The organism is Actinokineospora sp. NPDC051303 (assembly GCF_055586285.1).
Genome location: NZ_JBVJIN010000003.1, coordinates 191011 through 210762, shown reverse-complemented (window position 1 = coordinate 210762; position 19752 = coordinate 191011). Strand labels below are relative to the sequence as shown.

The following is a 19752-nucleotide window of genomic DNA, read 5'->3' as shown; positions in this document are numbered from 1 at the left end:
GTGATCCAAAGATGTTCGTCAGGACATCATCAAAAAGGATATTGTTCACCCGAACATATAGTGCGGTGTGCCCGACCGGGCACACTCCCACCGGCGGCACTGGCGAACACGGTGTCGCGAACGCGGAGGTTCCGATGAGCAGTGCCCGCAGCGTCGCCGAGGACTCCCTCGCCACCTCGAGTTACTTTCGGACCACAGTAGACATTCCGTACCGCAAGGCACTCGTTCAAATCAATGAGAACTGCAATCTGAGGTGCGCTCATTGCTTTGTGTCCGCGACCCGAATCGGCAACCAGATGCCGCTCGCCGACGTGGTCGGCAAGGTGATCCCGCGCCTGGCGGCCGCCCGGGTTCGGCGTGTCACACTCACCGGTGGTGAACCCACGATCCACCCAGACTTCATGGCCATCGTGCGCGCGTTCCATGCCGCGGGCATGCACATCGGAATCTGCACCAACGCCACCACTCTCGATGACGAGCAGATCAACGAACTCGCCCGCTTGGGCGTGCACTGCAACGTGTCTCTCGACGGCTTCGCCGCCGACTCGCACGGCAAATTCCGCGGCGACCGGGCCAGCTTCGACATCACCACGGCAACCGTGCGCAAGCTCGGCGCCGCCGGGATCTTGCAAGGCCTGCTGTGCACACCGAACTCCTTGGCGCAGAACGAGGAGTATGTCCGGCTGTGCGCGTTCGCCCGCGAGAACGGGGCGCGCTATGTGCTGCTCAATCCGTTGGGCAACATGGGGCGCGGGGTCAGGTCACAAGGCAGGCTCGCGAAGACGACCCTGCACATGCAGGAAATTTATGCGCTTACCGCGCCGTTCGACGGCCCGGACCTCGACATCGCGCACATCCGCTTTCCCAACACCGAAGGCAAACCTCTTTCCGGATGCGAGGCTGGGACGATCATCTACGTGTTCACGCCCGGTGAGGTCACGGTGTGTCCGTATCTGGTCTTCGCCGCACGGACACCAGCCTCCCAACATGCCGACAGCGAGTTCATCGTCGGCAACATCTTCACCGACGCGAACATCTCGGCACGATTGGACGACTACCGGTTCCACGAGCGCTATCAGGTCGGCGCGAACGCCATTTGCGGATCGTGCTCGATGAACTCCGGGTGCGGCAAGGGCTGCCCTGCCGCCGTGGTCGCCGCGGGTGGCCGGATCGGTGACGTCGACGCCGAGCAGTGCCCCATCGCCGAAGGCGGGGTCGTTGAAGGACGTCGAGCGCTGCCGTTGGCGCCCGCATGAGCTCCCCGTTCCCTGAGCCCCGCCGCCTGGCCGGGACGCTGGTGACCCTGGATGGTCCCGGTGGCATCGGCAAGTCCACAGCCGCACGACTGGTCGCCGACATGCTCGTCGCGGCGGGCTTGCCGGTGTTGGCGACAACCCAGCCGTCGCGAGCGCCGCTGGGCGAACTGGCTCGCCACGGCACGGACACCTACAAAGGCATGGCGTTGGCGTGCCTGTGCGCGGCCGACCGGCATCACCAACTCGAAGCCGAGATCAAGCCCGCGCTGCGGACCGGGCAGATCGTGGTCTGCGACCGTTACGTCACTTCTTCCCTTGTCTTGCAAGGACTCGATGGTCTTTCAGCGGATACTGTTTGGCGGCTCAACCACGGTGTCTACCGGCCTGACCTGTGTGTCATCCTCAATGCTGACCCCGGCGTGATCAACGGCAGGCTACGGGGACGAGGCGGGCACAGCCGTTTCGAGCGCGCCGAGAACAGCAGTGACAGGGAATCCCGGCTTTACGTCCATGCCGTGGTCGACCTGCGAACCAGGGGATGGCCGGTCGAGACGTTGGACTGCACGACCGACGCCCCAACCGCGATCGCCATCAAGATCATGTCCCTGATCCACCGAATCCTCAAGGAGAAGAGCCCGGCATGTCGTTGAGCCTGATCACCGTCAACGTCGGCGCACCGTCGATCGAGCGAGCCCACCGGCAACTGCGGTGGCTTGCCGCCCGCCCAGACGACATCTTGGTCCTGACCGAGACCAAGGCCACCGCGGGCAGTGTGTTCCTGGCCGAGGCGTTCACCGCCGCGGGCTACTCGGTGACCTTCCCAGAGCACGCGCCCGGCGAACTCGGCGTGCTGATCGTCAGCAAACTCGCCACCACGCTCGATCCAGTCGGCGCCGCACTGGACTACCTTCCAGCACGAGCCGTCGGTGTCGTGGTCCAAACCGACGACGGGCCATTGCGCGTCGTGGGAGTCTACGTGCCGTCTCGCGACGCCAGCCAGGACAAGACCGAACGCAAGAAGACCTGGATCGAGCGATTCCACACCGCGCTCGATGCCACCGCGTCCGAGGTTCCGCTGCTGCTGCTCGGCGATCTCAACGTGCTCGAACCCGCTCACCAGCCCGCCCACCGGGGCCAGTTCGCACCCTTCGAGTACGACTTCTACACCGCGCTCACCAACCGGCATGGCCTGGCCGACCTGTTCCGACACCTGCACCCCGAACGCGTCGAACACAGCTGGGCGCGCCGTGCCGATCTCGGCTACCGCTACGACCACGCCCACGGCTCACCAGCGGTCGTCGCGAGGCTCGCCTCGTGTGAGTACGTCCATGAGACCAGGGAGGCTACGCCGGACGGCGCCCGGCTCACCGATCACTCAGGACTCGCCGTGCGGATGACGACGACCGCGGCGGAGCCACTGCTAACGTCGGACCCCGCCACGGCGGCCGACGCGCGCAACGAGCCGGAGCCGACCCTGTTCTAACCTCTGGTGTCCGAACGCGCAGGTGGCCGCCCCGTCAGCCGACCGCGAGGAACCGCCGCCCGATGCCCATCACCTCCGCAGCAGGCACGCCCCGCATCGGCGCCCGTGTGCTGCTGCTCGATGCCGCCGATCGCGTGCTGCTCATCCACGCTCTGGACCCGCAGGACCCCGACCACCACTGGTGGGAGTTGCCTGGCGGCGGCGTGGACCAGGACGAGGACTTGGTCGACGCCGCCCGTCGTGAGGTCGCCGAGGAATCCGGGATCGTCATCCCGGCTCTCGGCCGCAAGCTGTGGGTGCGTGAGTCCCGCTTTCGCTACCAGGGCCGCGACCACCATCGCGTCGAGCACGTCTTCCTCGGACGGGCGGCCGACACGGTGCCGCGGGTCGCGCTCAAGCCCACCGAGAATGAGAAAGCCGGGCTGATCGAGCGGCGCTGGTGGTCGGCTGCCGACCTTCGGCACTGTCCCGATAAACTCCTGCCCGCAATCCTGCCGGACCTGTTCGACGCCTTGCTCGCAGGCCGCCTGCCGGACACGCCCTTGACCCTGGACAGCTGACCAAGGGCAGACATTGGCCCTTGATCGTGATCCGGCAAACCCGATCCCATCTCCAATTCCCACCGGATGACGTGAATCCTGTGGGAAACGCCCCAGCCTGGTTCACGCTGCGAGGCTTCCTGCCTCGCGGCGTCAACTCGCGGCTGAGGCCGTGAGCAGGGTGGTGTGGAAGGCGCGGGCGGTCGGGTTCAGCGGGCGGTCGCGGGGGGAGCCGATGGCGATGTCGTAGCGCGGGATGTGCCTGCGGAACGGGATGTAGCGCAGTTCCGGGGCCTGCCTGGACAGGGATTCGGGGACGCAGGCGATGCCGAGGCGGTGGCGGACTAGTTCGAGGATGGTGGCGATGTCGTTCATCTCGAAGGAGGTGGGGCGGTCGGGGAAGCCCGCGGCGGTGAAGGCGCGGTCGACGGCGTTGCGGACTCCCCAGCCGCGGGGGAAGTCGATGAGGTCGTGGCCGGTCAGGTCGGCCAGGGTGAGGGTGTCGTGGGCGGCGAGGGGGTGGTCGGGGGCGCAGGCTAGAACGACGGTTTCGGTGGTCAGGGGGTCGAGTCGCAGGCCGGGGGCGGCGCCGGTGCTCATCAGGACCGCCAGGTCTAGGTCGCCGTCGCGCAGGGCGTTGGCGTGTGAGGTGGAGCCCTGCGGACCCGGGCCGATGAGGCGGAGTTCGACCTGGGGGTGCCGGGCGCGGAACTCGGCGAGCGCGGTGAGCACCCGGGTGGGGGTGAGGCCGAACAGGATGCCCAGTTCCAGGGTGCCGCGCAGGCCGGTGCGGACCTCGTCCACGACCTGGCGGGCGGCGCGCAGGGCGTGCAGGATTCGGCGGGCCTCGGGCAGGAACGCGCTGCCCGCGGGGGTGAGGTCGACGTGCTGAGTGGTCCGCTCGAACAGCGGCGTGCCGAGATCCTTCTCCAGCGCGCGGACTGACGCGGAGATCCCGGACTGCACGATGTGCAGGCGCGCCGCGGCCCGGGTGAAGCTGCGCTCCTCGGCGACGGCGAGGAAATGCTGCAGCCTGCGGGTCTCCATGCGGTTATCTCCAGTTGTGCTAGACCTAGCCGAATTTCATGTTGGACAATGCTAACCAGCCGCAGCACCGTTGCGGCATGCAAGCAATTCTCGATGTCGAAAACCCGCTTCGCACAACGACCTGGGGGCGGCCGGTCGCCGCCTACGGCGCGCTGATGGTGGCGGGCGCGCTGCCCACCCCGCTCTACGTGCTCTATCAGCAGCGCGAGGGCTTCGGCACCGGCATGCTGACCGTCGCGTTCGCGATCTACGTCCTCGGCGTCGTGGTGACGCTGCTGGGCCTGGGCCACGTCTCCGACCGGATCGGGCGGCGGCCGGTGGTGCTGGCCGCCCTGGTCGCGCAGCTCGCCGCGTGCGCGGTGTTCCTCGCGTCGCCTTCGCTGGCGGGATTGCTGACCGGGCGGCTGATTTCCGGGCTGTCGGTCGGGTTGGCGACCGGGGCCGCTGCGGCGTGGATCGCCGAGCTGCACGCGACGGCCCGGCCGGGGGCTTCGCCGCGGCGGGCGGACCTGGCCACGACGGCGGCCAACCTGGGCGGCATCGCGCTCGGCCCCGTCCTCGCGGGCGCGCTCGCCGAGTGGGCGCCCGCTCCCCTGCGAACGCCCTATGTGGTGCTCGCCGCGCTGCTGCTGCTCGCCCTGGCGGTGGCGGCGCTGACCCCGGAGACCCGGGACCGCGCGGCCGGGCCGTGGCTCCAGGTGACCCGCCCCGCCGCGCCGGACGGCGACCGCGCGGCGTTCACCGCGGCCACCTTCGGCGGTCTGGTGGCCTTCGCCCTCTACGGGCTGGCGAACGCCATGGTCCCCAGCTTCGTCGCGGGCCTGCTGCACCGCCCGTCGCCGCTGCTGGCCGGGGCGGTCGCCGGGGCGGCGCTGGGCAGCGGCGCGGTGGCGCAACTGACCCTGCACCGAGTCGGCACCCTTGGCGCGCTGCGCGTCGCGGCGACAGCGCTGCCGGTGGGGCTGACGACTTTGGCCGCGGGCGGGTGGCTCGCCAGCCTCCCCCTGTTCACCGTGGGCGGCGCATTGGCCGGGACGGGCGCGGGGATGCTGTTCCAGGGGGCGCTGACCACGGTGGCGCGGCTGGCCCGGCCCGACGAACGGGCGGGGGCGCTGGCGCTGTTCTTCACCGGCGCCTACGCGGGCCTGTCCCTCCCCGCGATCGGCGTCGGCGTGGCGACCCAGTTCTTCGACCCGCGCTGGTGCCTGACGATCTTCGCGGCGCTCTGCCTGACCGCGCTGGCCGCCGTCGTGCGTCCCCTGGCCCGGGTTCGGCCTTCGTCGCGCTGATCAATCACAACAGTCCTGCCCGGCATTTCGTCGCTCCCGGAAGGACCGACGATTCAGCCAGGCAGGACTGTTGAGCTATTCCTCCGCGACGATCAGATTTTGATCTCCCACCGCACATCGACCGCGTTTCCGACCGAGCAGGTAAGGCGCAGGCTGGCTTGAGTTTCAGCCAGCAAGCGGAACTCGTGCGCGTATGCTCGCGGCGGCGGTGAACAGAAAAGAATGACCCGCACCGTCACGTCGTCAGGCCCGTTGTTCCAGCAGCGGAGGGACGCCTCCGGCCCGGATATCTTGGCGGCGCAACGCGCGTCAGTGACCTCCGCGGCTGAGGGACCCACTCCCGACATCAAGATGGAACCAGCCACAGCCAATGCCGAAACCGCCGACAGGGCGAGTTTGCGCATGGTCAAACCCTCTTTCTGGGTGATATTATTGACGCTGTCTGACGGAACGCGCGCTCACCTATCCCAGGGTGCAGCCGACGCACAGGAACAGCAACCCAAGCCACCCATTCGAGCATTCATAATCAACATCATCGCGGCGACTCGCCGTTTCTTCCGCCGATTTCTTCAGGTCAATGCGGGGGGAAGTCAGGCGTAGCAGCCGATCGGGCCGCCGTTGAAGGCGACCATGTCCGGCCAGATGACCTTCAGCGGGAGCCTGGTCCCCCACGGGTCGCCGTTCAGCTCGGAGTAGGCCCGGTGCAGATTGCCGACCAGGCGCTCGTTTTCCTGCCAGGACGCGAAGGGGTTGTCCCGGGCCGCGAACGCCGCCTCCAGCGGGGTCCGGCCCGCTTCGTGGCCCGCGCGGGCGGTCTCGGCCACGAAGTCGGCGTAGGCGCCGAGGTCGTCGAGCAGCCGGGCCACCTGCGGGCCGCGGCGGACGGGGCCGTGGCCGGGGACCAGGACATCCGGGGCGAGGTCGCGGATGCGGGCCAGGGCCTTGCGGTATCCGGCGAGGCTGCCCTCGGCCAGGAAGGGCTGGCCGCCGGTGAACGCGAGGTCGCCCGCGAACAGCACGCCCTCGTCGGGCAGCCAAGCCAGGATGTCGCCGCGAGTGTGGGCGGGGCCGACGTGGACCAACTCCACCCAGCGCTCGCCCAGGTGCAGGGTCATCCGGTCGCTGAAGGTCACCTCGGGCGCGCGGACCTCCTGGTGGCCGTAGTCGGGTCCGGGCAGCACCTCGGCGGCGATCAGCCCGGCGGCCAGCACGTCCTCGCGGCACGCCACATGCCCGATGACCGGCGTGTGGGCGGGCAGCAGCCAGTTGCCGAAGGTGTGGTCGCCGTGGTGGTGGGTGTTCACCAGCGCCCGCGGCGCGTCCGGGCTGATCTTGGCCACCGCGCTGAGCAGCGCCCGGTTGCGCGCCTCGGTGGAGGTGGTGTCGATCATCACGTGCGCGCCGCCGCCGGTCACGATCCCGGTGTTGTTCACCATCCAGCTCCCGTCCGGCTGGATGTAGGCGAACACCCCCGAGGCGACCTCGATCATCTCCGGCGGCGGCAGCGTTCGTGTGCTCATGCCCCCGATGATCCTCCCGCGGGCTCCGGTCACCCACTGCGGTGGCGCAGTAGATTTCGCAGGGTGATCGCTTCCGAATCCGTGTTGGACAATCCGGTCTGGGCCGCGTTGACCGGGCCGCACGCGCATCTCGCCGAGTGGCAGGGGCCGGTGGTCCGGTATCCGGGGGACGTGGCGCCGTTCTTCGGGTTTGGCCGCGGCGCCCTCGGGGGAAGGGTGGCGGGCGGTGGCCGAGTTCACCGGGCATGAGGAAGTCGCTCAGATCGGTGGGGGTGACTTCGCGCCGCCCGCGGGGTGGGAGGTCGAGCTGCGGTTGCCGGGGGTGCAACTGGTCGGCGTGGGGGTGCGGGGCGCGGTTGACCCCGAGTGCGTGCGGCTTGGGCCGGACGATGTGCCGGAGATGCTGGATCTGGTGGCGCGCACCGATCCGGGACCGTTCCGCGACCGCACTATCGCGCTGGGCGCGTACTACGGGATTCGGCGCGGCGGGGCCTTGGTCGCCATAGCGGGTGAGCGGATGCGGCCGCCGGGGTGGACTGAAGTCAGCGCTGTGTGCACGGACCCGGCGGTGCGTGGCCAGGGGCTGGCGGGCAGCCTGGTCCGCACTGTCGTCGCCGGTGTCCAGGCGCGTGGCGAGACGCCGTTTCTGCATGCCACCGCAGCCAACACGGGGGCTATCCGGCTCTATGAGTCGCTGGGGTTTCGGCGGCGGAGAGAGGTGACGTTCCTGGTCGCGCGGGCGCCCGCGGCCGAGCGGGCTCGCTGAGCCGGGCGGGGATGACCGGCGCGAGCGGCGGTTCAGGGGTGACTTTCCTGGCCGAGCGGGCGAGCCCGATGCCTGCGGCGGGCACAGCGGTGACGTTCCTGATCAGGCGAGCGCCGGTGCGCGGGCGGGAAACGTGGGCCCGCCGGCACGAGCGATGGCACGACGGATTCACCAGTGACTCTCCTGACCAGGCGAGTGCCAGTGCGCGGGCAGAGAGAAGTGGGCCCGCTGGTGCGAGCGGGTGGCATACGACAAGCACAGCGGTGACACTCCTGGTCACGCGCGCGCCAGTGGCCGAGCAAGCAGGCCGAGACGAACCGGGGTCCGCTAGCGCGAGCGGTGGGATACGACGAGCGCGGCGGTGACGTTTGTGAGCGGGCGGGTGTCGGTGGTTGGGCTGAGAGGAATGGGGGTGGGCGGTGCGGGCGGTGGTGTATGACGAGTTCGGTGGTGAGCCTGAGGTCAGGACGGTGGCTGATCCGGCTCCGACCGAGCATGGCGCGGTGATTCGGGTCGAGGCGACTGGGTTGTGTCGTAGTGACTGGCATGGGTGGGTGGGGCATGAGCCGGGCATCCGGCTGCCGCATGTGCCGGGGCACGAGTTCGCGGGGACGGTGGCCGCGGTTGGGGCGGGGGTGCGCGGGTGGCGGGTGGGCGATCGGGTTACCGCACCCTTTGTGTGCGCGTGTGGGGGGTGTGCGGCGTGCGCGGCTGGGGATCAGCAGGTGTGCGAGCGGCAGACCCAGCCGGGGTTCACTCATTGGGGGTCGTTCGCCGAATATGTGACGGTCGAGCATGCCGAGGTGAACCTGGTCGGGCTGCCGGAGGAGACCACGTTCGCCGCCGCGGCGGGGTTGGGGTGTCGGGTGGCGACGGCGTTTCGGGCGGTGACCGCGCAGGGGCGGGTCGCGGCCGGGGAGTGGGTCGCGGTGCACGGGTGCGGCGGGGTCGGGTTGGCCGCGGTCGCCGTGGCGGCCGTGGCGGGCGCGCGGGTTGTCGCGGTGGACGTCTCACCCGGTGCGCTGGACTTGGCCGCTGAGTTGGGGGCGGCGGTGTGCGTGGACGCCTCGGCGGTCGACCCGGTGGCGGCCGTGGTCGAGGCGACCGGCGGCGGGGCGCACCTGTCCCTTGACACGCTGGGCAGCCCGCAAACCTGCGCCGCGTCGGTCCTCAGCTTGCGCAGACGGGGCAGGCACGTCCAGGTCGGCCTGCTGCCGAGCGACCCGCCGGTGCCGATGGGGCGGGTCGTCGCCTACGAGCTTGCCCTGCTCGGCAGCCACGGGATGCCCGCGCGCGCCTACCCGGAGCTGATCGCCCTGGTGACGGCGGGCGTGATCAGCCCGGAGTTGACGATCACCGCGACGATCGGCCTCGCCGACGCCCCAGCCGCGCTCACCGCCATGGGAACGTCACCCGGTTCGGGGGTCACCATCATCACCCCCGCTGGGTAACGACTCACACACGGTAGGTGCGTGCGCGCGTCGAGGCGGATGGCAAGATCGGGCGCGTGACGACCAGCACCCCCGCCACCGAGCCCGATGCCCTCGCCACCACGGACCGCCCCACGGTCCAATTCCCCGCCATCCGCGACTCCGCGCCGCCCGGCCAGCCCGCCGCCCGGGCCGCCGTCCCGCAGCCCGCGGCCACCCGGACCGCCGTCCCGCAGCCCGCCGCCGCCCGGACCGCCGCCGCGCAGCCCGCGGCGGCCCGCCCGCGCCCGCGCAAGTCGCTGCCGCGCCGCATCGCCCGCAAGATCCTGGGTCCCGGCCTCGCCACCAAGCGCGACTAGACAGCGCCCAAGCCCGCCGATCCGCGCCCGGGGTCCGCTCACCGCGAGCGGGCCCCGGGCGTGCGAATTCCGCAACATATCCGCGCGCTATCGCGGCTCGCCTGGCCGTGAGAACAAAGAGTGTGAATCTGATTTCTCTTGCGTTAAGACCTGCCGCGATCCGGTAAACGCGCTGGTCGAGTCCATCGGGGATTTCCCGCGCCGACATATGCTTCGCTCGCCTGCGCCAATGGGGGACAGCGGCGAGACGTATGCGACCGGCGCGTACCCGAGCAGCTAGGAACTCACACCGGATGAGCACACATGGAAACATCGGACGGGTCTCGGTCCGCAAGCGACTCGCCGTGATCCTGGCCGTGTCCCTGTCCGTCCTGCTTGGACTGATCGGGTACATCATGGTCAGCGAGGTCAGCCGGTACCAGGCGGTGAACGCCGCCGCGGACGCGGTGCCGCTGGCACTGGTGATCCAGGACTCCATCCACGAGTTGCAGCGCGAGCGCGGGCTGACCAACGGCCTGGTCGGCGGTGACACCCGGTTCGCCGAGCCGCTGAAGGGGCAGCGGCTGACCGTGGACGCCGCGCTCGGCACGTTGCGGCAGGCGGCCGGGGAGAACCCGTCCGCCAGGCTCGACGGGGCCATGCGCGGGCTGGCCGCGCTGCCGACCATCCGGGCGCGGGTCGACGCGAGCGCGGTGCCGCGGCTGGAGACGTTTCAGTTCTACACGTCGGTCATCGCCGCGCTGAGCGATTCCACGTCGAGCACCGAGGAAACAGCCGACGCCACGCTGCGGCCCGGTCTGCTGGCGCTGCGGCTCATCGGGGAGATCAAGGAGCAGTCGGGCCGCGAGCGCGCGTTCCTCAACGGAGTGTTCGCCGCGGGACGGTTCACCGACGACGAATACACCCGGTTCAGTGAGATCCGCGCCGCCAAACTCGCCGCGGTGGCCGAGTTCGAGCGGCACGCCACCCCCGCGCAGCACGACCGGTACGCCGCCACCGTGCGCACCGCCGCGGCCAGCGACGCGGTGGCCTTCGAGCACACCGCGCTGCAGGCCGCCGCGGGCCCGCTGCCCCGGCCGGTCGACCCGCTGGCCTGGTGGTCGGCGATGACCACGGTGATCGATGACCTGCGCACCGTGCAGCGCTCCATCGGCGACGACATCGCCGGGGACGCCGGGTCGCTGCGCACCGCGGCGATGATCCAGGTCGCCGTCGCGGTCCTGGTCGCCGCGCTGGCCGCGTTCGCGCTGATCCAGTTGGTGCGCCGGGTGAACCAGTCCGTCATCGGCCCGCTCGCGCGGCTGGCCAAGGAGGCGGACTCGGTCGCGGCTGTGCGGCTGCCACTGGCCATCGCCGCCGTGCAGGACGGCATCGTGGCCGACCCCACCCCGTCCGGCCCGGTCGGCGTCGACCCGCAGGCGTGCGAGGAGATCGCGGCGCTGGCCAGTTCGATCGACCGGGTGCGCACCTCGGCAATGGCGCTGGCGGGCGAGCAGGCGCTGCTGCGGCGCAACGCCCGACAGTCCCTGGCGAACCTGGGCAGGCGCAACCAGACCCTGGTGCGCAGGCAGCTCGACCTGATCAGCCAGTTCGAGCAGACCGAACTGGACCCCGACGCGCTGGGCAAGCTGTTCCTGCTCGACCACCTCGCCACCCGGATGCGCCGCAACGCCGAAAGCCTGCTCGTCCTGGTCGGCGAGACCGGCCCGCGCAGGCCCGGCGCGCCGCTGTCGGTCGTGGACGTCATCCGCGCCGCCATGTCCGAAGTGGAGGATTACACCCGGGTCGAACTGCGCCGGATCGAGCCCGCGCTCGTCGCGGGCTCCGTGGTGGCCGAGGTCGCCCACCTGCTCGCGGAACTCATCGAGAACGGTTTGGTCTTCTCCCCGCCGGACCGCCGGGTCGAGATCCACGGCAAAATCACCAAGAAGGGCTACCTGCTGGCCGTGACCGACCACGGCATCGGCATGGGACGCGACCAGATCGCCGCGGCGAACGCCAAGTTCCGCGGCGAGGACCCCTTCCTGGTCGCCCCGACGCGGTTCCTCGGCCACTACGTCGTCGGAGCCCTCGCGGGCGCTCTTAGCGCGGACGTGCACCTGGTCGAGTCCGGCGCGTCCGGGATCAGCGCCCGGGTCCTGCTGCCGCACAACCTGTTGGCGGAGCCCACGGTGACCGTCGAACGTGCCCCACAGCCCCCGGCGGCCCGCCTGCGCGGCGCGACCGCCTGATCCGCGCGAGTCCGACGCGCGGACGGCGAGGTTCCCCAGATCCGGTGACCTCGCCGTCCGACGCCGGGCAGGCAGGTGATCAGCGTCGCAGGCCAAGCTGGTTCACATCCGCGATCACCTCCTAGCGGACGACACACAGCCGCCCAGGTCACCCAGAACGTCACCCGCCAAGCCAGGCCACGCCCACGATCACCCCGGGACGAGCGGCGCCCCGCCGCGCAGAGCGCGCCGGCCAAGCCGGGGCACGACCGCCCGCCCCCGGCAGACAGCATGCCGCCGCGCAGGCAATGCAGAACGTCGCTGGCCAGGCCAGCCCACGGTCACGATCACCCCGGGACGAGCGGCGCGCCGCCGCGCAGAGCGCGTCGGCCAAGTCGGGGCACGACCGCCCGCCCCCGGCGGGCAGCGCGCCGCCGCGCGGGGCGCGTAAGGGGTCGCCGGTCGAGCCGGGGCACCGCCACGAACACCGTCGGCGGACAGCGTGCCGCTACCTGGGCGCGCGTGGGGGTCGCCAGTCGAACCGGGGCACGGCCGGGATCGCTGGCGGTGGACAGTGTGCTGCCGGGTGGGGTGTGTGGGGTGTTGTCGGTCGGGTGGGGGGCGGGCGCGATTAGCTTGCGGTGGAGGGTGCGGGGGCGCGGGGGGTGGTGGCGGCTTCGGTGGTTAGGTGTAGGAGGGTGTCGGCGGCGTGGTCGGCGGCTTCGGCTGCTTGTTCTACCGCTTGGAGGGCGGTGTTTACGGCGGTGGAGCGTGCGGTTACCGCCTCCGCCGCGGTGCGTAGGGATGCGGCCACGTCGGGGGAGCCTGCGGCTTCTGCGGCTGCCGCCATGGTTAGGGCGGTGGTGGCGGCGTCTGTGGCGCGTTCGGCTGACAGGGTGGCTTTTTGGCGGGTGGCGTCGTCGGCCAGCCAGTGGTTGAGGCGGGCTAGGGCGTCGGGGAGGTTGTCCTGTAGTGCTGCGACGTGGGTGTGGTCTAGCAGGATCTCGCCGTGTGTTTCTCCGGCCTGGATTTCCAGCCATGCTTGGCCGGTTGACCGGCTGACCCGCAGGGTGAGCGAGTCGTGCTGGCGCAGGGTCATCCCCATCGAGTTCATGCCCATCAGACCGCACCCGCCCAGGGGGTTCCACCGATACGCGTTCCCATGGTGCTCTCCTTATACTTGAGCCGTTATCCGGAGGACGCCCGGCGCCGGGCTTGCGAGGTCGAGGCGCCGGGCGTCCGTTTTTATCTGTCGGCCACCGGCCGGGTTCCGCCTGACAAGATCACGTTCCCCATGTCTGCTTCCTCCGCCGGATGACAACTATTGGCCACACTACTGCGGCGCAAGCGCGCCCGCAACGCAGACTGTCGGACGCGAGCGCGCTGGCTTGACAACGCGCTACCCTGCGCAACATGCCTGCTGTACCAACACGTCGCAAGCGACGACTCGGACTCTTCCTGGAACGCCTGCGGCTCGACGCGGGCCACACCCTGTACCAAGCGGCCGAGCTGCTCCGCGTCAAAGAGACAACAACTAGCCGCTACGAGACCGGCCACATCCGTCCCGGATGGGCGGCCCTCCAGGCGCTGCTGTCGATGTACGGCGCCACCACCGACCAACGCGCGGAAGCCGCGCAACTGTGGGACGACGCGGGCGAGCCAACCGCTCGGGTAATCACTCCAGCGGGTAGTTCACGCGCTTTTCGCGCCTATATGCGAGCCGAAGCCGAAGCGGCCACTGAACTCGCCCTGTCACCGGTGCTCGTCCCCGGCCTGCTCCAGACTCTCGCCTACGCTCGGGCGGTCAACGCTTCCGGCAAGCAGTTCCATGTCTCGGATCAGCCGGAACGCTACGTGTCCGCACGGATGAACAGGAAAGCCCGACTCACCGACGCATCGCCGCTGCGCCTACACACGCTCGTGGACGAGTCGGCGATCCGGCGTGTCGTCGGCGACCTGTCTGTGATGATCGAACAGTTCAATCACCTGCTTGAGATGGGCACCCGTGACAACGTGGTCATCCAGGTCGTGCCGTTCGGAGCCGGATCATATGGGACTATGTCCGGGGCGTTCAGTATTATCGGATACGCCGACGATGACTCACCCGTGGTCTATTTGGAGCATGTGGCGGGCGGTGTGTGGGTGGAAGATGAAAACGACGTCGAGCGATTCCAAGCGATGTTCGACGAGATAGTTGACTTGGCACTTACACCAGCGGAAACCAAGACTCTGCTCGCTGCCGAAGTAAGGAAACTGGAGAACGGACCGTGACCGAACAGACCAGGTGGCGCAAGTCCACCCGCAGTGGTGCCAACGCGAACGGCTGCGTGGAACTGGCGCACACCTTCGACGCCGTGCGCGACTCGAAGAACCCCACCGGACCGACACTGCGCCTCGCCTTGGCCCCACTGCTCACCGCGGCCAAGTCAGGCGAACTCGACCGCTGACCAAGCGAACAACCAACACGGGTCCCCGGGATCAGTCCCGGGGACCCGTGTCGTATGCCGCCTCATAGGCCCGCAGGGTGTCCACGAACAGCCGCCGCTGCGCGGGGGTCAACGGATCAAGAGCCTGCCGCCAGGCCGTCACGCCGTGGGAGAGCCAGCGGTCGATCGCGGGCCGGGCCCGCTCATCGATGCTGATGATCCGCCTGCGGCGGTCGTTCTCGTCCTCGTGGCGCCGCAGGACGCCTTTGCGGTTGAGGTCGCCGACCAGCAGGCTCGCGGTCGTCGGGGCGATTTCCAGGCGGGCGGCCAAGTCGTTCACCGTCATGGGGCCGTCGAACAGCAGGTAGGACAGCAGGGACAGGTGGCGCGGACCCAACGCCAGGGACCGCAGTTCCTCAGGCACGGGAATCCGCTTCACCCGCCCGACCACGCGGGGCATGAGCAGCAGCAGCGCCCGGACGGCGTCATCGACCCCGAGATCACCCGCTCGTCTCGTTGACACCCGCACACCCTCCAGATACCTTTGACATCAAAGCTAATTGCCGACCAAAGCAACTTTGACGCAAAGTACCGGAGAGACATGACAATCCTGGTGACCGGCGCCCGTGGCGGCATCGGCAGCCGTGTCGTCGCCGCGCTGGCCGCGGGCGGGCACCCGGTGCGTGCCTCGGGGCGCGGCGAGATCACCGGCCTGCCCCCAGGGGTGGAGGCCGTCGAACTGGACATCGCCGCGCCACGCGACGCCGAAAGCGCGCTGCGCGGCGTCGATGCGGTGTTCCTGTATCCCACCCGGGAGGATGCGGGCGATTTCCTTGCGGCAGCCCGGAAAGCGGGCGTGGGGCACATAGTGCTGCTGTCCTCGCCAGCGTCCTACGAGCGCGGCGAGCACGACGGGCCGATCGGGCTCATGCACCGCGCGGTGGAGCGGGCCGTCGCGGAATCCGGCCTGCCGCACACCGTGCTCTACCCCGGTTGGCTCGCCAGCAACGCCCGCCGCGACTGGGCGGCGCAGATCCGCAACCACGGCCGCGTCGGCCTCGTCCACCCGGACGCGCGGGTCACGCCCATCCACCTGGACGACATCGCCGAAGTGGCGGCGGACGTGCTGACCCGGGACACCCACCGCGCCCGGATGCAGGTGCTGACCGGCCCGGAATCGGTGCGGCTGCGCGATCTCGTCACCGTCGTCGCCGACGTGCTCGGCAGGCCCATCGGGATCGAGCCGCTGACCCCGGAACAGGCCGTGGCGCGGCGTCCGCCGTGGCTGCCGGAGCCGGTCCTGCGCGCGCTGCTGGACACCGAGGCCGCCGCCGTGGGAGTGCCCGCGCCGGTCAACAACACCGTCGAACGCGTCACCGGCCACCCGCCCCGCACGTTCCGGGAGTGGGTCGAGACCAACCGGGGCGACTTCGCCGAAACTTGACGACGCGGCCTTCCTGAGGGGAGAAGGCCGCGTCGGTCCTTTGTGGTCAGACGGCGGCAGGCGCCGCCGCGGCTTTCTTGGCGTTGGCGTCGATCGCGGCGACGACCTCGGCGCGCAGCGGGCTCGGGAGGTCGTGGCCCATGGTGTCGAGTTCAAGGTAAGTGGAGTGCGAGATGGCCTTGCTCGTCGCCCGGCCGCCGCTGACGGTGATCAGGCTGTCCTCCACGCCGTGGACGACCAGGGTGGGCACGGTCAGCTTCCCCAGATCGTCGGTGCGGTCACGGGCGTGCGCGATCGCGGCGACCTGCCGCCGCGCGCCGGGCGGGTAGTTCATCCGCTCGTAGGAAGCCCGCGCCAACTGGCGGCGGCGGTCCGACTCGGTTTCCCGGTGGGTGCGCGAGCCGATGACGTCGTACACCTTGGCGATGTGCTCGATGGCCGCCTCCGGCTCCGTCGGCGCGGGGGTCAGCACCGCCAGGGCGGCCTCGAAGGTCGGCAGGCCGACCAGGGGCGCGCCGGTGGTGCTCATGATCGAGCACAGGCTGCGCACCCGGTCCGGGTGGTTGATGGCGACCAACTGGGCGATCATCCCGCCCATCGACGCGCCGACCACGTGCGCTTGGCCGATCTCCAGGAAGTCGAGCAGGCCGACCGCGTCGTCGGCGAGGTCCCGGAGGTAGTAGGCGGGGGCCAGCGGCTCGGCGTCGGCGGCGGCCGACTCGATCTTGTCCGACAGGCCGCTGTCGCGGTTGTCGAAGCGGATCACCCGGTAGCCGCGGTCGCCGAGGGCGGCGACGAAGTCGTCCGGCCAGGCGATCAGCTGGGAGTTCAGGCCCATGATCAGCAGCAGCGGCTCGCCGTCCGGGTCGCCCTCGTCGCGATACCAGAGGCGGATGCCATTGGCGGTGGCGTAGGCGCCAGGTTCTTCGGGCATGAGTGTCCTGTCTCTCGTCGTCAGGATCAGAAAGCGCGAAACCCTTGTCGCACTGCGTATGCGCGCGCGAACCGAACGTAGCACCGGGGGTTCGGCGGCCACAGCCATCGCGCGGGGGTCCCACGATCGGGTGAGTGCGGCGATCCGGGCGGGGACATCGGGGTTCGTTCGCCGTGCCGCTCCCCCAGAAGCGGCACGAGCGAAGCCCAGACGGGCGGCGGCCGAATGTGGAACACTCGTTCCATGAACGACACCGCGCTGGTGCTCCCGCTCAACGCCGACACGGGGATCGCCGCGGTCGGCGGCAAGGGGGCGTCGCTGGCGCGGCTGGCCCGCGCCGGGCTGCCGGTCCCGCCCGGGTTCCACGTCACCACCCGCGCCTACCGCGCCTTCGTCTCCGCCGGTCTGGACCAGGAGATCGCCGCCGCGCTGCGGGAAAACGACGCGGACGCCGCTGCGGCGATCGCCGAGGGGTTCGCGCGCCGGGACCTGCCCGCCGACACCGCCGACGCCGTGCTGGCCGCCTACGCGGCGCTGGGCGGCGGCGCGGTCGCGGTGCGCTCGTCGGCGACCGCGGAGGACCTACCCGACCTGTCGTTCGCCGGGCAGCACGACACGTTTCTCGGCGTCACCGGCGGGGATGCCCTGCTGGCGGCGGTGAAGCGGTGCTGGGCGTCGCTGTGGACCGCGCGGGCGATCGGCTACCGGGCCCGCAACGGCATCGCGCCCGAGGACGTGGCGCTGGCCGTGGTCGTGCAGCGGCTCGTGCCCGCGGACGCGGCCGGGGTGCTGTTCACCGCGAACCCCCTCACCGGCGCGCGCGGCGAGACGGTGATCAATGCCGCCTGGGGACTCGGCGAGGCCGTCGTGGGCGGGGAGGTCACCCCCGACACCTACGTCCTGGCCCACGGCAGCCGGACGGAGAAGCGCCGCGAGATCGGCGACAAGAAGGTCATGACCGTGCGCGCCGCCGAGGGCACCGCCACCGAGGCGACGCCCGAGCGGCTGCGCCGGGAACCTGTGCTCGACCAGGCGCGGGCGGCGGAACTGGCCGAACTCGGGGAGCGAATCCACGACCTCTACGGCGGGCCGATGGACGTCGAGTGGACCTTGAGCGCGGGCGAGTTCGCCATCGTGCAGGCGCGGCCCATCACGAACCTGGCCGAGGAGGACACCGCGGAGGTGTGGAACGACAGCCTCGCCGGGGACTACCTGTGGACGTGCGCGAACCTCGGCGAGGCGATCCCCAGCGTGATGACGCCCGCCACCTGGTCGGTCGCGCGGGCGCTGGCGATGCCCGCGGTGGGCGGGCACCCGGTCTCGGGCAACATCGGCGGCCGGTTCTACCTGAACCTGAGCGTGTCCCTGGGCGTGGCGAACGCGCTCGGCCTCGGCGGGTTCGCGCGGCGGCAGGGCGAGCAGATTTTCGGCGGCATCCCCGACAGCGTGGCAGTTCCGCCGCTGCCGATGTCGCGGCTCGCGCTGCTGCGGTCGGCGGTGTCGCTGGGCGCGCTGGCGCTGCGGCAGGCGGTGCCCTACCGGCTGCGGCTGCCCGCGCTGCTGGCCGAGACCCCGGGCCGGTGCCAGGACCTGCGCGAACGCATCGGGGCGGCCGAGTCGCCCGCCGCCCTGGCCGCGCTGTGGCGGTCGGACGTAGCCGACCTGCTGTGGGTGTCGTGCCGGATTCTGGAGTCGGGCGCGCGACAGGGCGGGCCGGAACGGGTGCGGGCCGCGCTGACGCGGGCGGCCGGGGAAGCCGACGCGACCACGCTCATGACCGGCCTGCACGAGCGGTCCAGGGCGGCGTTGGAAAGCCTGGGCCCGGTCCTCGGGCTCGCCCGGCTGCGGCGCGGCGAGATTGACCGGGACGCCTACGCGCGTGCCTGGGGGCACCGCTGCGCCGACGAGTTCGAGCTGTCCGCGCCCCGGCCCGGGGAGGACCCAGCCTGGCTCGGCCGGGAGCTGGCCGCCCCGGGGCCGGACCCGGAAGACCTGCTGCGCAAGCAGGCCGCTGTCCGGGCGCAAGCGTGGCAGCGGCTGCGGGAAGCCCACCCGCGCGCGGCGAACCGGCTGCGCCGCCGCGTCGACCGGGCCGCGGCCGCCGCGCGTCGGCGGGAGCTGGCCCGCTCGGAGATGGTCCGCACGTTCTGGGTGCTGCGGGCGTTCGCGGTGCGCGCGGGCGAGCTGACCGGGCACGGGGACGACATGTTCTTCCTGGGCATGGACGAGATCGTGGCCGTCCTCGACGGCGACACCGCCCCGCTGGCCGCGGTCCCCGCCCGGCGCGCGGCCTACCGGCGCTACAGCGCGCTGCCCGCGTACCCGACGCTGATCCGCGGCCGGTTCGACCCGGAAACCTGGGCGGCGAACCCGAACCGGCGCACGGACCTCTACGACGAGACCGGCGAGCACCCGCCCCTGGGGAACGACAGCGCGGACATCACCGGCTCGCCGGGCGCGGCGGGCGTGGTCGAAGGCGCGGCCCGGGTCGTGTCGAGCGCGGCCGAGGGCGCGGCACTGTTGCCCGGGGAGATCCTGGTGACCGCCGTGACGAACATCGGCTGGACGCCGCTGTTCCCCCGCGCCGCCGCCGTGGTCACCGACGTCGGCGCCCCGCTCTCCCACGCCGCGATCGTCGCCCGCGAACTCGGCATTCCCGCCGTGGTGGGCTGTGGCGACGCCACCAGCAGGCTCGCCACCGGCGACTGGGTGCGGGTCGACGGCGCCCGCGGCACCGTCACCCTCCTGAAGTCCGCCCAGGAGTAGCGCTCAGACCCGGACGCTCAAGAACAGGATCTTGACCGCGACCTGCGCCGGGACCGACCCGCCGACCGCCGCGGACAGCACCGGCTCGGCGTGGCGCAGAACCGGGGCCAGCAGCCGCAGCAGAGGCTGGGTGTGCACCAAGAGCACCGGGCGCGTCCCGCCGTGATCGGTCTGCTCGCGGATCAACTCGAACATCGTCTGTTCTCACAGTCCTGCTCAGAACCACAGCGGACCATCCGGGCAAGCCGAGGATCACCCGCCGCGGGGAGCGAGGACAACGGAC

General features: G+C 70.8%; 20 protein-coding genes. 13 read left to right on the top strand and 7 right to left on the bottom strand.

Features of this window, described 5'->3' with window-relative positions:
• Positions 1–134 precede the first annotated feature (134 nt).
• From ACZ6SD_RS04160 to ACZ6SD_RS04145, 4 genes are all read left to right on the top strand, one after another.
• A complete protein-coding gene (locus ACZ6SD_RS04160; RefSeq protein WP_465315426.1) occupies positions 135–1256 on the top strand; it encodes a radical SAM/SPASM domain-containing protein in 1122 nt (373 codons plus the stop codon).
• Positions 1253–1906: a dTMP kinase gene (gene tmk / locus ACZ6SD_RS04155; RefSeq protein WP_465315425.1), complete on the top strand. Its 654-nt coding sequence runs from the start codon at positions 1253–1255 to the stop codon at positions 1904–1906. Before ACZ6SD_RS04160 ends, tmk begins: the two co-directional genes overlap by 4 nt.
• Complete coding sequence (locus ACZ6SD_RS04150; RefSeq protein ID WP_465315424.1) at positions 1897–2739, top strand: endonuclease/exonuclease/phosphatase family protein; 843 nt, start codon at positions 1897–1899, stop codon at positions 2737–2739. The genes tmk and ACZ6SD_RS04150 overlap by 10 nt, the downstream gene beginning before the upstream one ends.
• A 62-nt stretch (positions 2740–2801) precedes the next feature.
• Complete coding sequence (locus ACZ6SD_RS04145; RefSeq protein WP_465315423.1) at positions 2802–3299, top strand: NUDIX hydrolase; 498 nt, start codon at positions 2802–2804, stop codon at positions 3297–3299.
• Positions 3300–3431: 132 nt separating this feature from the next.
• Here the strand turns inward: ACZ6SD_RS04145 and ACZ6SD_RS04140 are convergent, their stop codons facing one another.
• Complete coding sequence (locus tag ACZ6SD_RS04140) at positions 3432–4325, bottom strand: LysR family transcriptional regulator (RefSeq protein WP_465315422.1); 894 nt, start codon at positions 4323–4325, stop codon at positions 3432–3434.
• A 77-nt stretch (positions 4326–4402) separates the two neighbouring features.
• Between ACZ6SD_RS04140 and ACZ6SD_RS04135 the strand changes: the two genes are divergently transcribed.
• Positions 4403–5614, top strand: coding sequence for an MFS transporter (locus ACZ6SD_RS04135; protein WP_465315421.1), 1212 nt, complete (start codon positions 4403–4405; stop codon positions 5612–5614).
• Between the two features lie 92 nt (positions 5615–5706).
• Here the strand turns inward: ACZ6SD_RS04135 and ACZ6SD_RS04130 are convergent, their stop codons facing one another.
• Complete coding sequence (locus tag ACZ6SD_RS04130; RefSeq protein WP_465315420.1) at positions 5707–6018, bottom strand: hypothetical protein; 312 nt, start codon at positions 6016–6018, stop codon at positions 5707–5709.
• Between the two features lie 186 nt (positions 6019–6204).
• A complete protein-coding gene (locus ACZ6SD_RS04125; protein WP_465315419.1) occupies positions 6205–7134 on the bottom strand; it encodes an MBL fold metallo-hydrolase in 930 nt (309 codons plus the stop codon).
• 226 nt (positions 7135–7360) lie between these two features.
• Between ACZ6SD_RS04125 and ACZ6SD_RS04120 the strand changes: the two genes are divergently transcribed.
• The 4 genes from ACZ6SD_RS04120 to ACZ6SD_RS04105 all read left to right on the top strand — a co-directional run bounded on the left by ACZ6SD_RS04120 (position 7361) and on the right by ACZ6SD_RS04105 (position 11920).
• Entirely contained in the window at positions 7361–7900 is a 540-nt protein-coding gene (locus ACZ6SD_RS04120) for a GNAT family N-acetyltransferase (RefSeq protein WP_465315418.1), read from the top strand.
• 419 nt (positions 7901–8319) lie between these two features.
• Positions 8320–9351, top strand: a complete 1032-nt coding sequence (locus ACZ6SD_RS04115; RefSeq protein ID WP_465315417.1) for an alcohol dehydrogenase catalytic domain-containing protein — start codon at positions 8320–8322, stop codon at positions 9349–9351.
• A gap of 56 nt (positions 9352–9407) precedes the next feature.
• On the top strand, positions 9408–9689 hold the full coding sequence (locus ACZ6SD_RS04110; protein WP_465315416.1) for a hypothetical protein: 282 nt from the start codon (positions 9408–9410) through the stop codon (positions 9687–9689).
• Positions 9690–9982: 293 nt separating this feature from the next.
• Entirely contained in the window at positions 9983–11920 is a 1938-nt protein-coding gene (locus ACZ6SD_RS04105) for a sensor histidine kinase (protein WP_465315415.1), read from the top strand.
• Between the two features lie 610 nt (positions 11921–12530).
• Here ACZ6SD_RS04105 and ACZ6SD_RS04100 read toward each other — a convergent pair.
• The gene (locus tag ACZ6SD_RS04100; RefSeq protein WP_465315414.1) at positions 12531–13019 is read right to left on the bottom strand and encodes a hypothetical protein; all 489 of its coding nucleotides are present in this window, start codon (positions 13017–13019) and stop codon (positions 12531–12533) included.
• A 293-nt stretch (positions 13020–13312) separates the two neighbouring features.
• On the opposite strand from ACZ6SD_RS04100, the gene ACZ6SD_RS04095 reads away from it, so the two are divergent.
• Positions 13313–14170, top strand: coding sequence for a helix-turn-helix domain-containing protein (locus tag ACZ6SD_RS04095; RefSeq protein WP_465315413.1), 858 nt, complete (start codon positions 13313–13315; stop codon positions 14168–14170).
• Positions 14167–14346, top strand: coding sequence for a DUF397 domain-containing protein (locus tag ACZ6SD_RS04090; protein WP_465315412.1), 180 nt, complete (start codon positions 14167–14169; stop codon positions 14344–14346). The genes ACZ6SD_RS04095 and ACZ6SD_RS04090 overlap by 4 nt, the downstream gene beginning before the upstream one ends.
• 31 nt (positions 14347–14377) lie before the next feature.
• Here ACZ6SD_RS04090 and ACZ6SD_RS04085 read toward each other — a convergent pair whose 3' ends face one another.
• On the bottom strand, positions 14378–14785 hold the full coding sequence (locus ACZ6SD_RS04085) for a MarR family winged helix-turn-helix transcriptional regulator (protein ID WP_465315493.1): 408 nt from the start codon (positions 14783–14785) through the stop codon (positions 14378–14380).
• Positions 14786–14926: 141 nt separating this feature from the next.
• Here ACZ6SD_RS04085 and ACZ6SD_RS04080 point away from each other — a divergent pair, with 141 nt between their 5' ends.
• Entirely contained in the window at positions 14927–15769 is an 843-nt protein-coding gene (locus tag ACZ6SD_RS04080; RefSeq protein WP_465315411.1) for an NAD(P)H-binding protein, read from the top strand.
• Positions 15770–15815: 46 nt separating this feature from the next.
• On the opposite strand, the gene ACZ6SD_RS04075 is transcribed toward ACZ6SD_RS04080, so the two are convergent.
• On the bottom strand, positions 15816–16703 hold the full coding sequence (locus tag ACZ6SD_RS04075; RefSeq protein WP_465315409.1) for an alpha/beta fold hydrolase: 888 nt from the start codon (positions 16701–16703) through the stop codon (positions 15816–15818).
• Positions 16704–16946: 243 nt separating this feature from the next.
• Here ACZ6SD_RS04075 and ACZ6SD_RS04070 point away from each other — a divergent pair, with 243 nt between their 5' ends.
• The gene (locus ACZ6SD_RS04070) at positions 16947–19469 is read left to right on the top strand and encodes a PEP/pyruvate-binding domain-containing protein (protein ID WP_465315408.1); all 2523 of its coding nucleotides are present in this window, start codon (positions 16947–16949) and stop codon (positions 19467–19469) included.
• Between the two features lie 3 nt (positions 19470–19472).
• On the opposite strand, the gene ACZ6SD_RS04065 is transcribed toward ACZ6SD_RS04070, so the two are convergent.
• Complete coding sequence (locus tag ACZ6SD_RS04065) at positions 19473–19664, bottom strand: hypothetical protein (protein ID WP_465315407.1); 192 nt, start codon at positions 19662–19664, stop codon at positions 19473–19475.
• Positions 19665–19752: the final 88 nt, after the last annotated feature.

Bases quoted from the DNA above. Each gene is read 5' to 3' on its own strand.
- ACZ6SD_RS04145 (WP_465315423.1), top strand. From the start codon at position 2,802: ATGCCCATCACCTCCGCAGCAGGCACGCCCCGCATCGGCGCCCGTGTG.
- ACZ6SD_RS04160 (WP_465315426.1), top strand. From the start codon at position 135: ATGAGCAGTGCCCGCAGCGTCGCCGAGGACTCCCTCGCCACCTCGAGT.
- ACZ6SD_RS04105 (WP_465315415.1), top strand. From the start codon at position 9,983: ATGAGCACACATGGAAACATCGGACGGGTCTCGGTCCGCAAGCGACTC.
- ACZ6SD_RS04150 (WP_465315424.1), top strand. From the start codon at position 1,897: ATGTCGTTGAGCCTGATCACCGTCAACGTCGGCGCACCGTCGATCGAG.
- ACZ6SD_RS04075 (WP_465315409.1), bottom strand. From the start codon at position 16,703: ATGCCCGAAGAACCTGGCGCCTACGCCACCGCCAATGGCATCCGCCTC.
- ACZ6SD_RS04140 (WP_465315422.1), bottom strand. From the start codon at position 4,325: ATGGAGACCCGCAGGCTGCAGCATTTCCTCGCCGTCGCCGAGGAGCGC.
- ACZ6SD_RS04070 (WP_465315408.1), top strand. From the start codon at position 16,947: ATGAACGACACCGCGCTGGTGCTCCCGCTCAACGCCGACACGGGGATC.
- ACZ6SD_RS04130 (WP_465315420.1), bottom strand. From the start codon at position 6,018: ATGCGCAAACTCGCCCTGTCGGCGGTTTCGGCATTGGCTGTGGCTGGT.
- ACZ6SD_RS04085 (WP_465315493.1), bottom strand. From the start codon at position 14,785: ATGCCCCGCGTGGTCGGGCGGGTGAAGCGGATTCCCGTGCCTGAGGAA.
- ACZ6SD_RS04100 (WP_465315414.1), bottom strand. From the start codon at position 13,019: ATGGGCATGAACTCGATGGGGATGACCCTGCGCCAGCACGACTCGCTC.
- ACZ6SD_RS04080 (WP_465315411.1), top strand. From the start codon at position 14,927: ATGACAATCCTGGTGACCGGCGCCCGTGGCGGCATCGGCAGCCGTGTC.
- tmk (WP_465315425.1), top strand. From the start codon at position 1,253: ATGAGCTCCCCGTTCCCTGAGCCCCGCCGCCTGGCCGGGACGCTGGTG.
- ACZ6SD_RS04125 (WP_465315419.1), bottom strand. From the start codon at position 7,134: ATGAGCACACGAACGCTGCCGCCGCCGGAGATGATCGAGGTCGCCTCG.
- ACZ6SD_RS04065 (WP_465315407.1), bottom strand. From the start codon at position 19,664: ATGTTCGAGTTGATCCGCGAGCAGACCGATCACGGCGGGACGCGCCCG.
- ACZ6SD_RS04135 (WP_465315421.1), top strand. From the start codon at position 4,403: ATGCAAGCAATTCTCGATGTCGAAAACCCGCTTCGCACAACGACCTGG.
- ACZ6SD_RS04095 (WP_465315413.1), top strand. From the start codon at position 13,313: ATGCCTGCTGTACCAACACGTCGCAAGCGACGACTCGGACTCTTCCTG.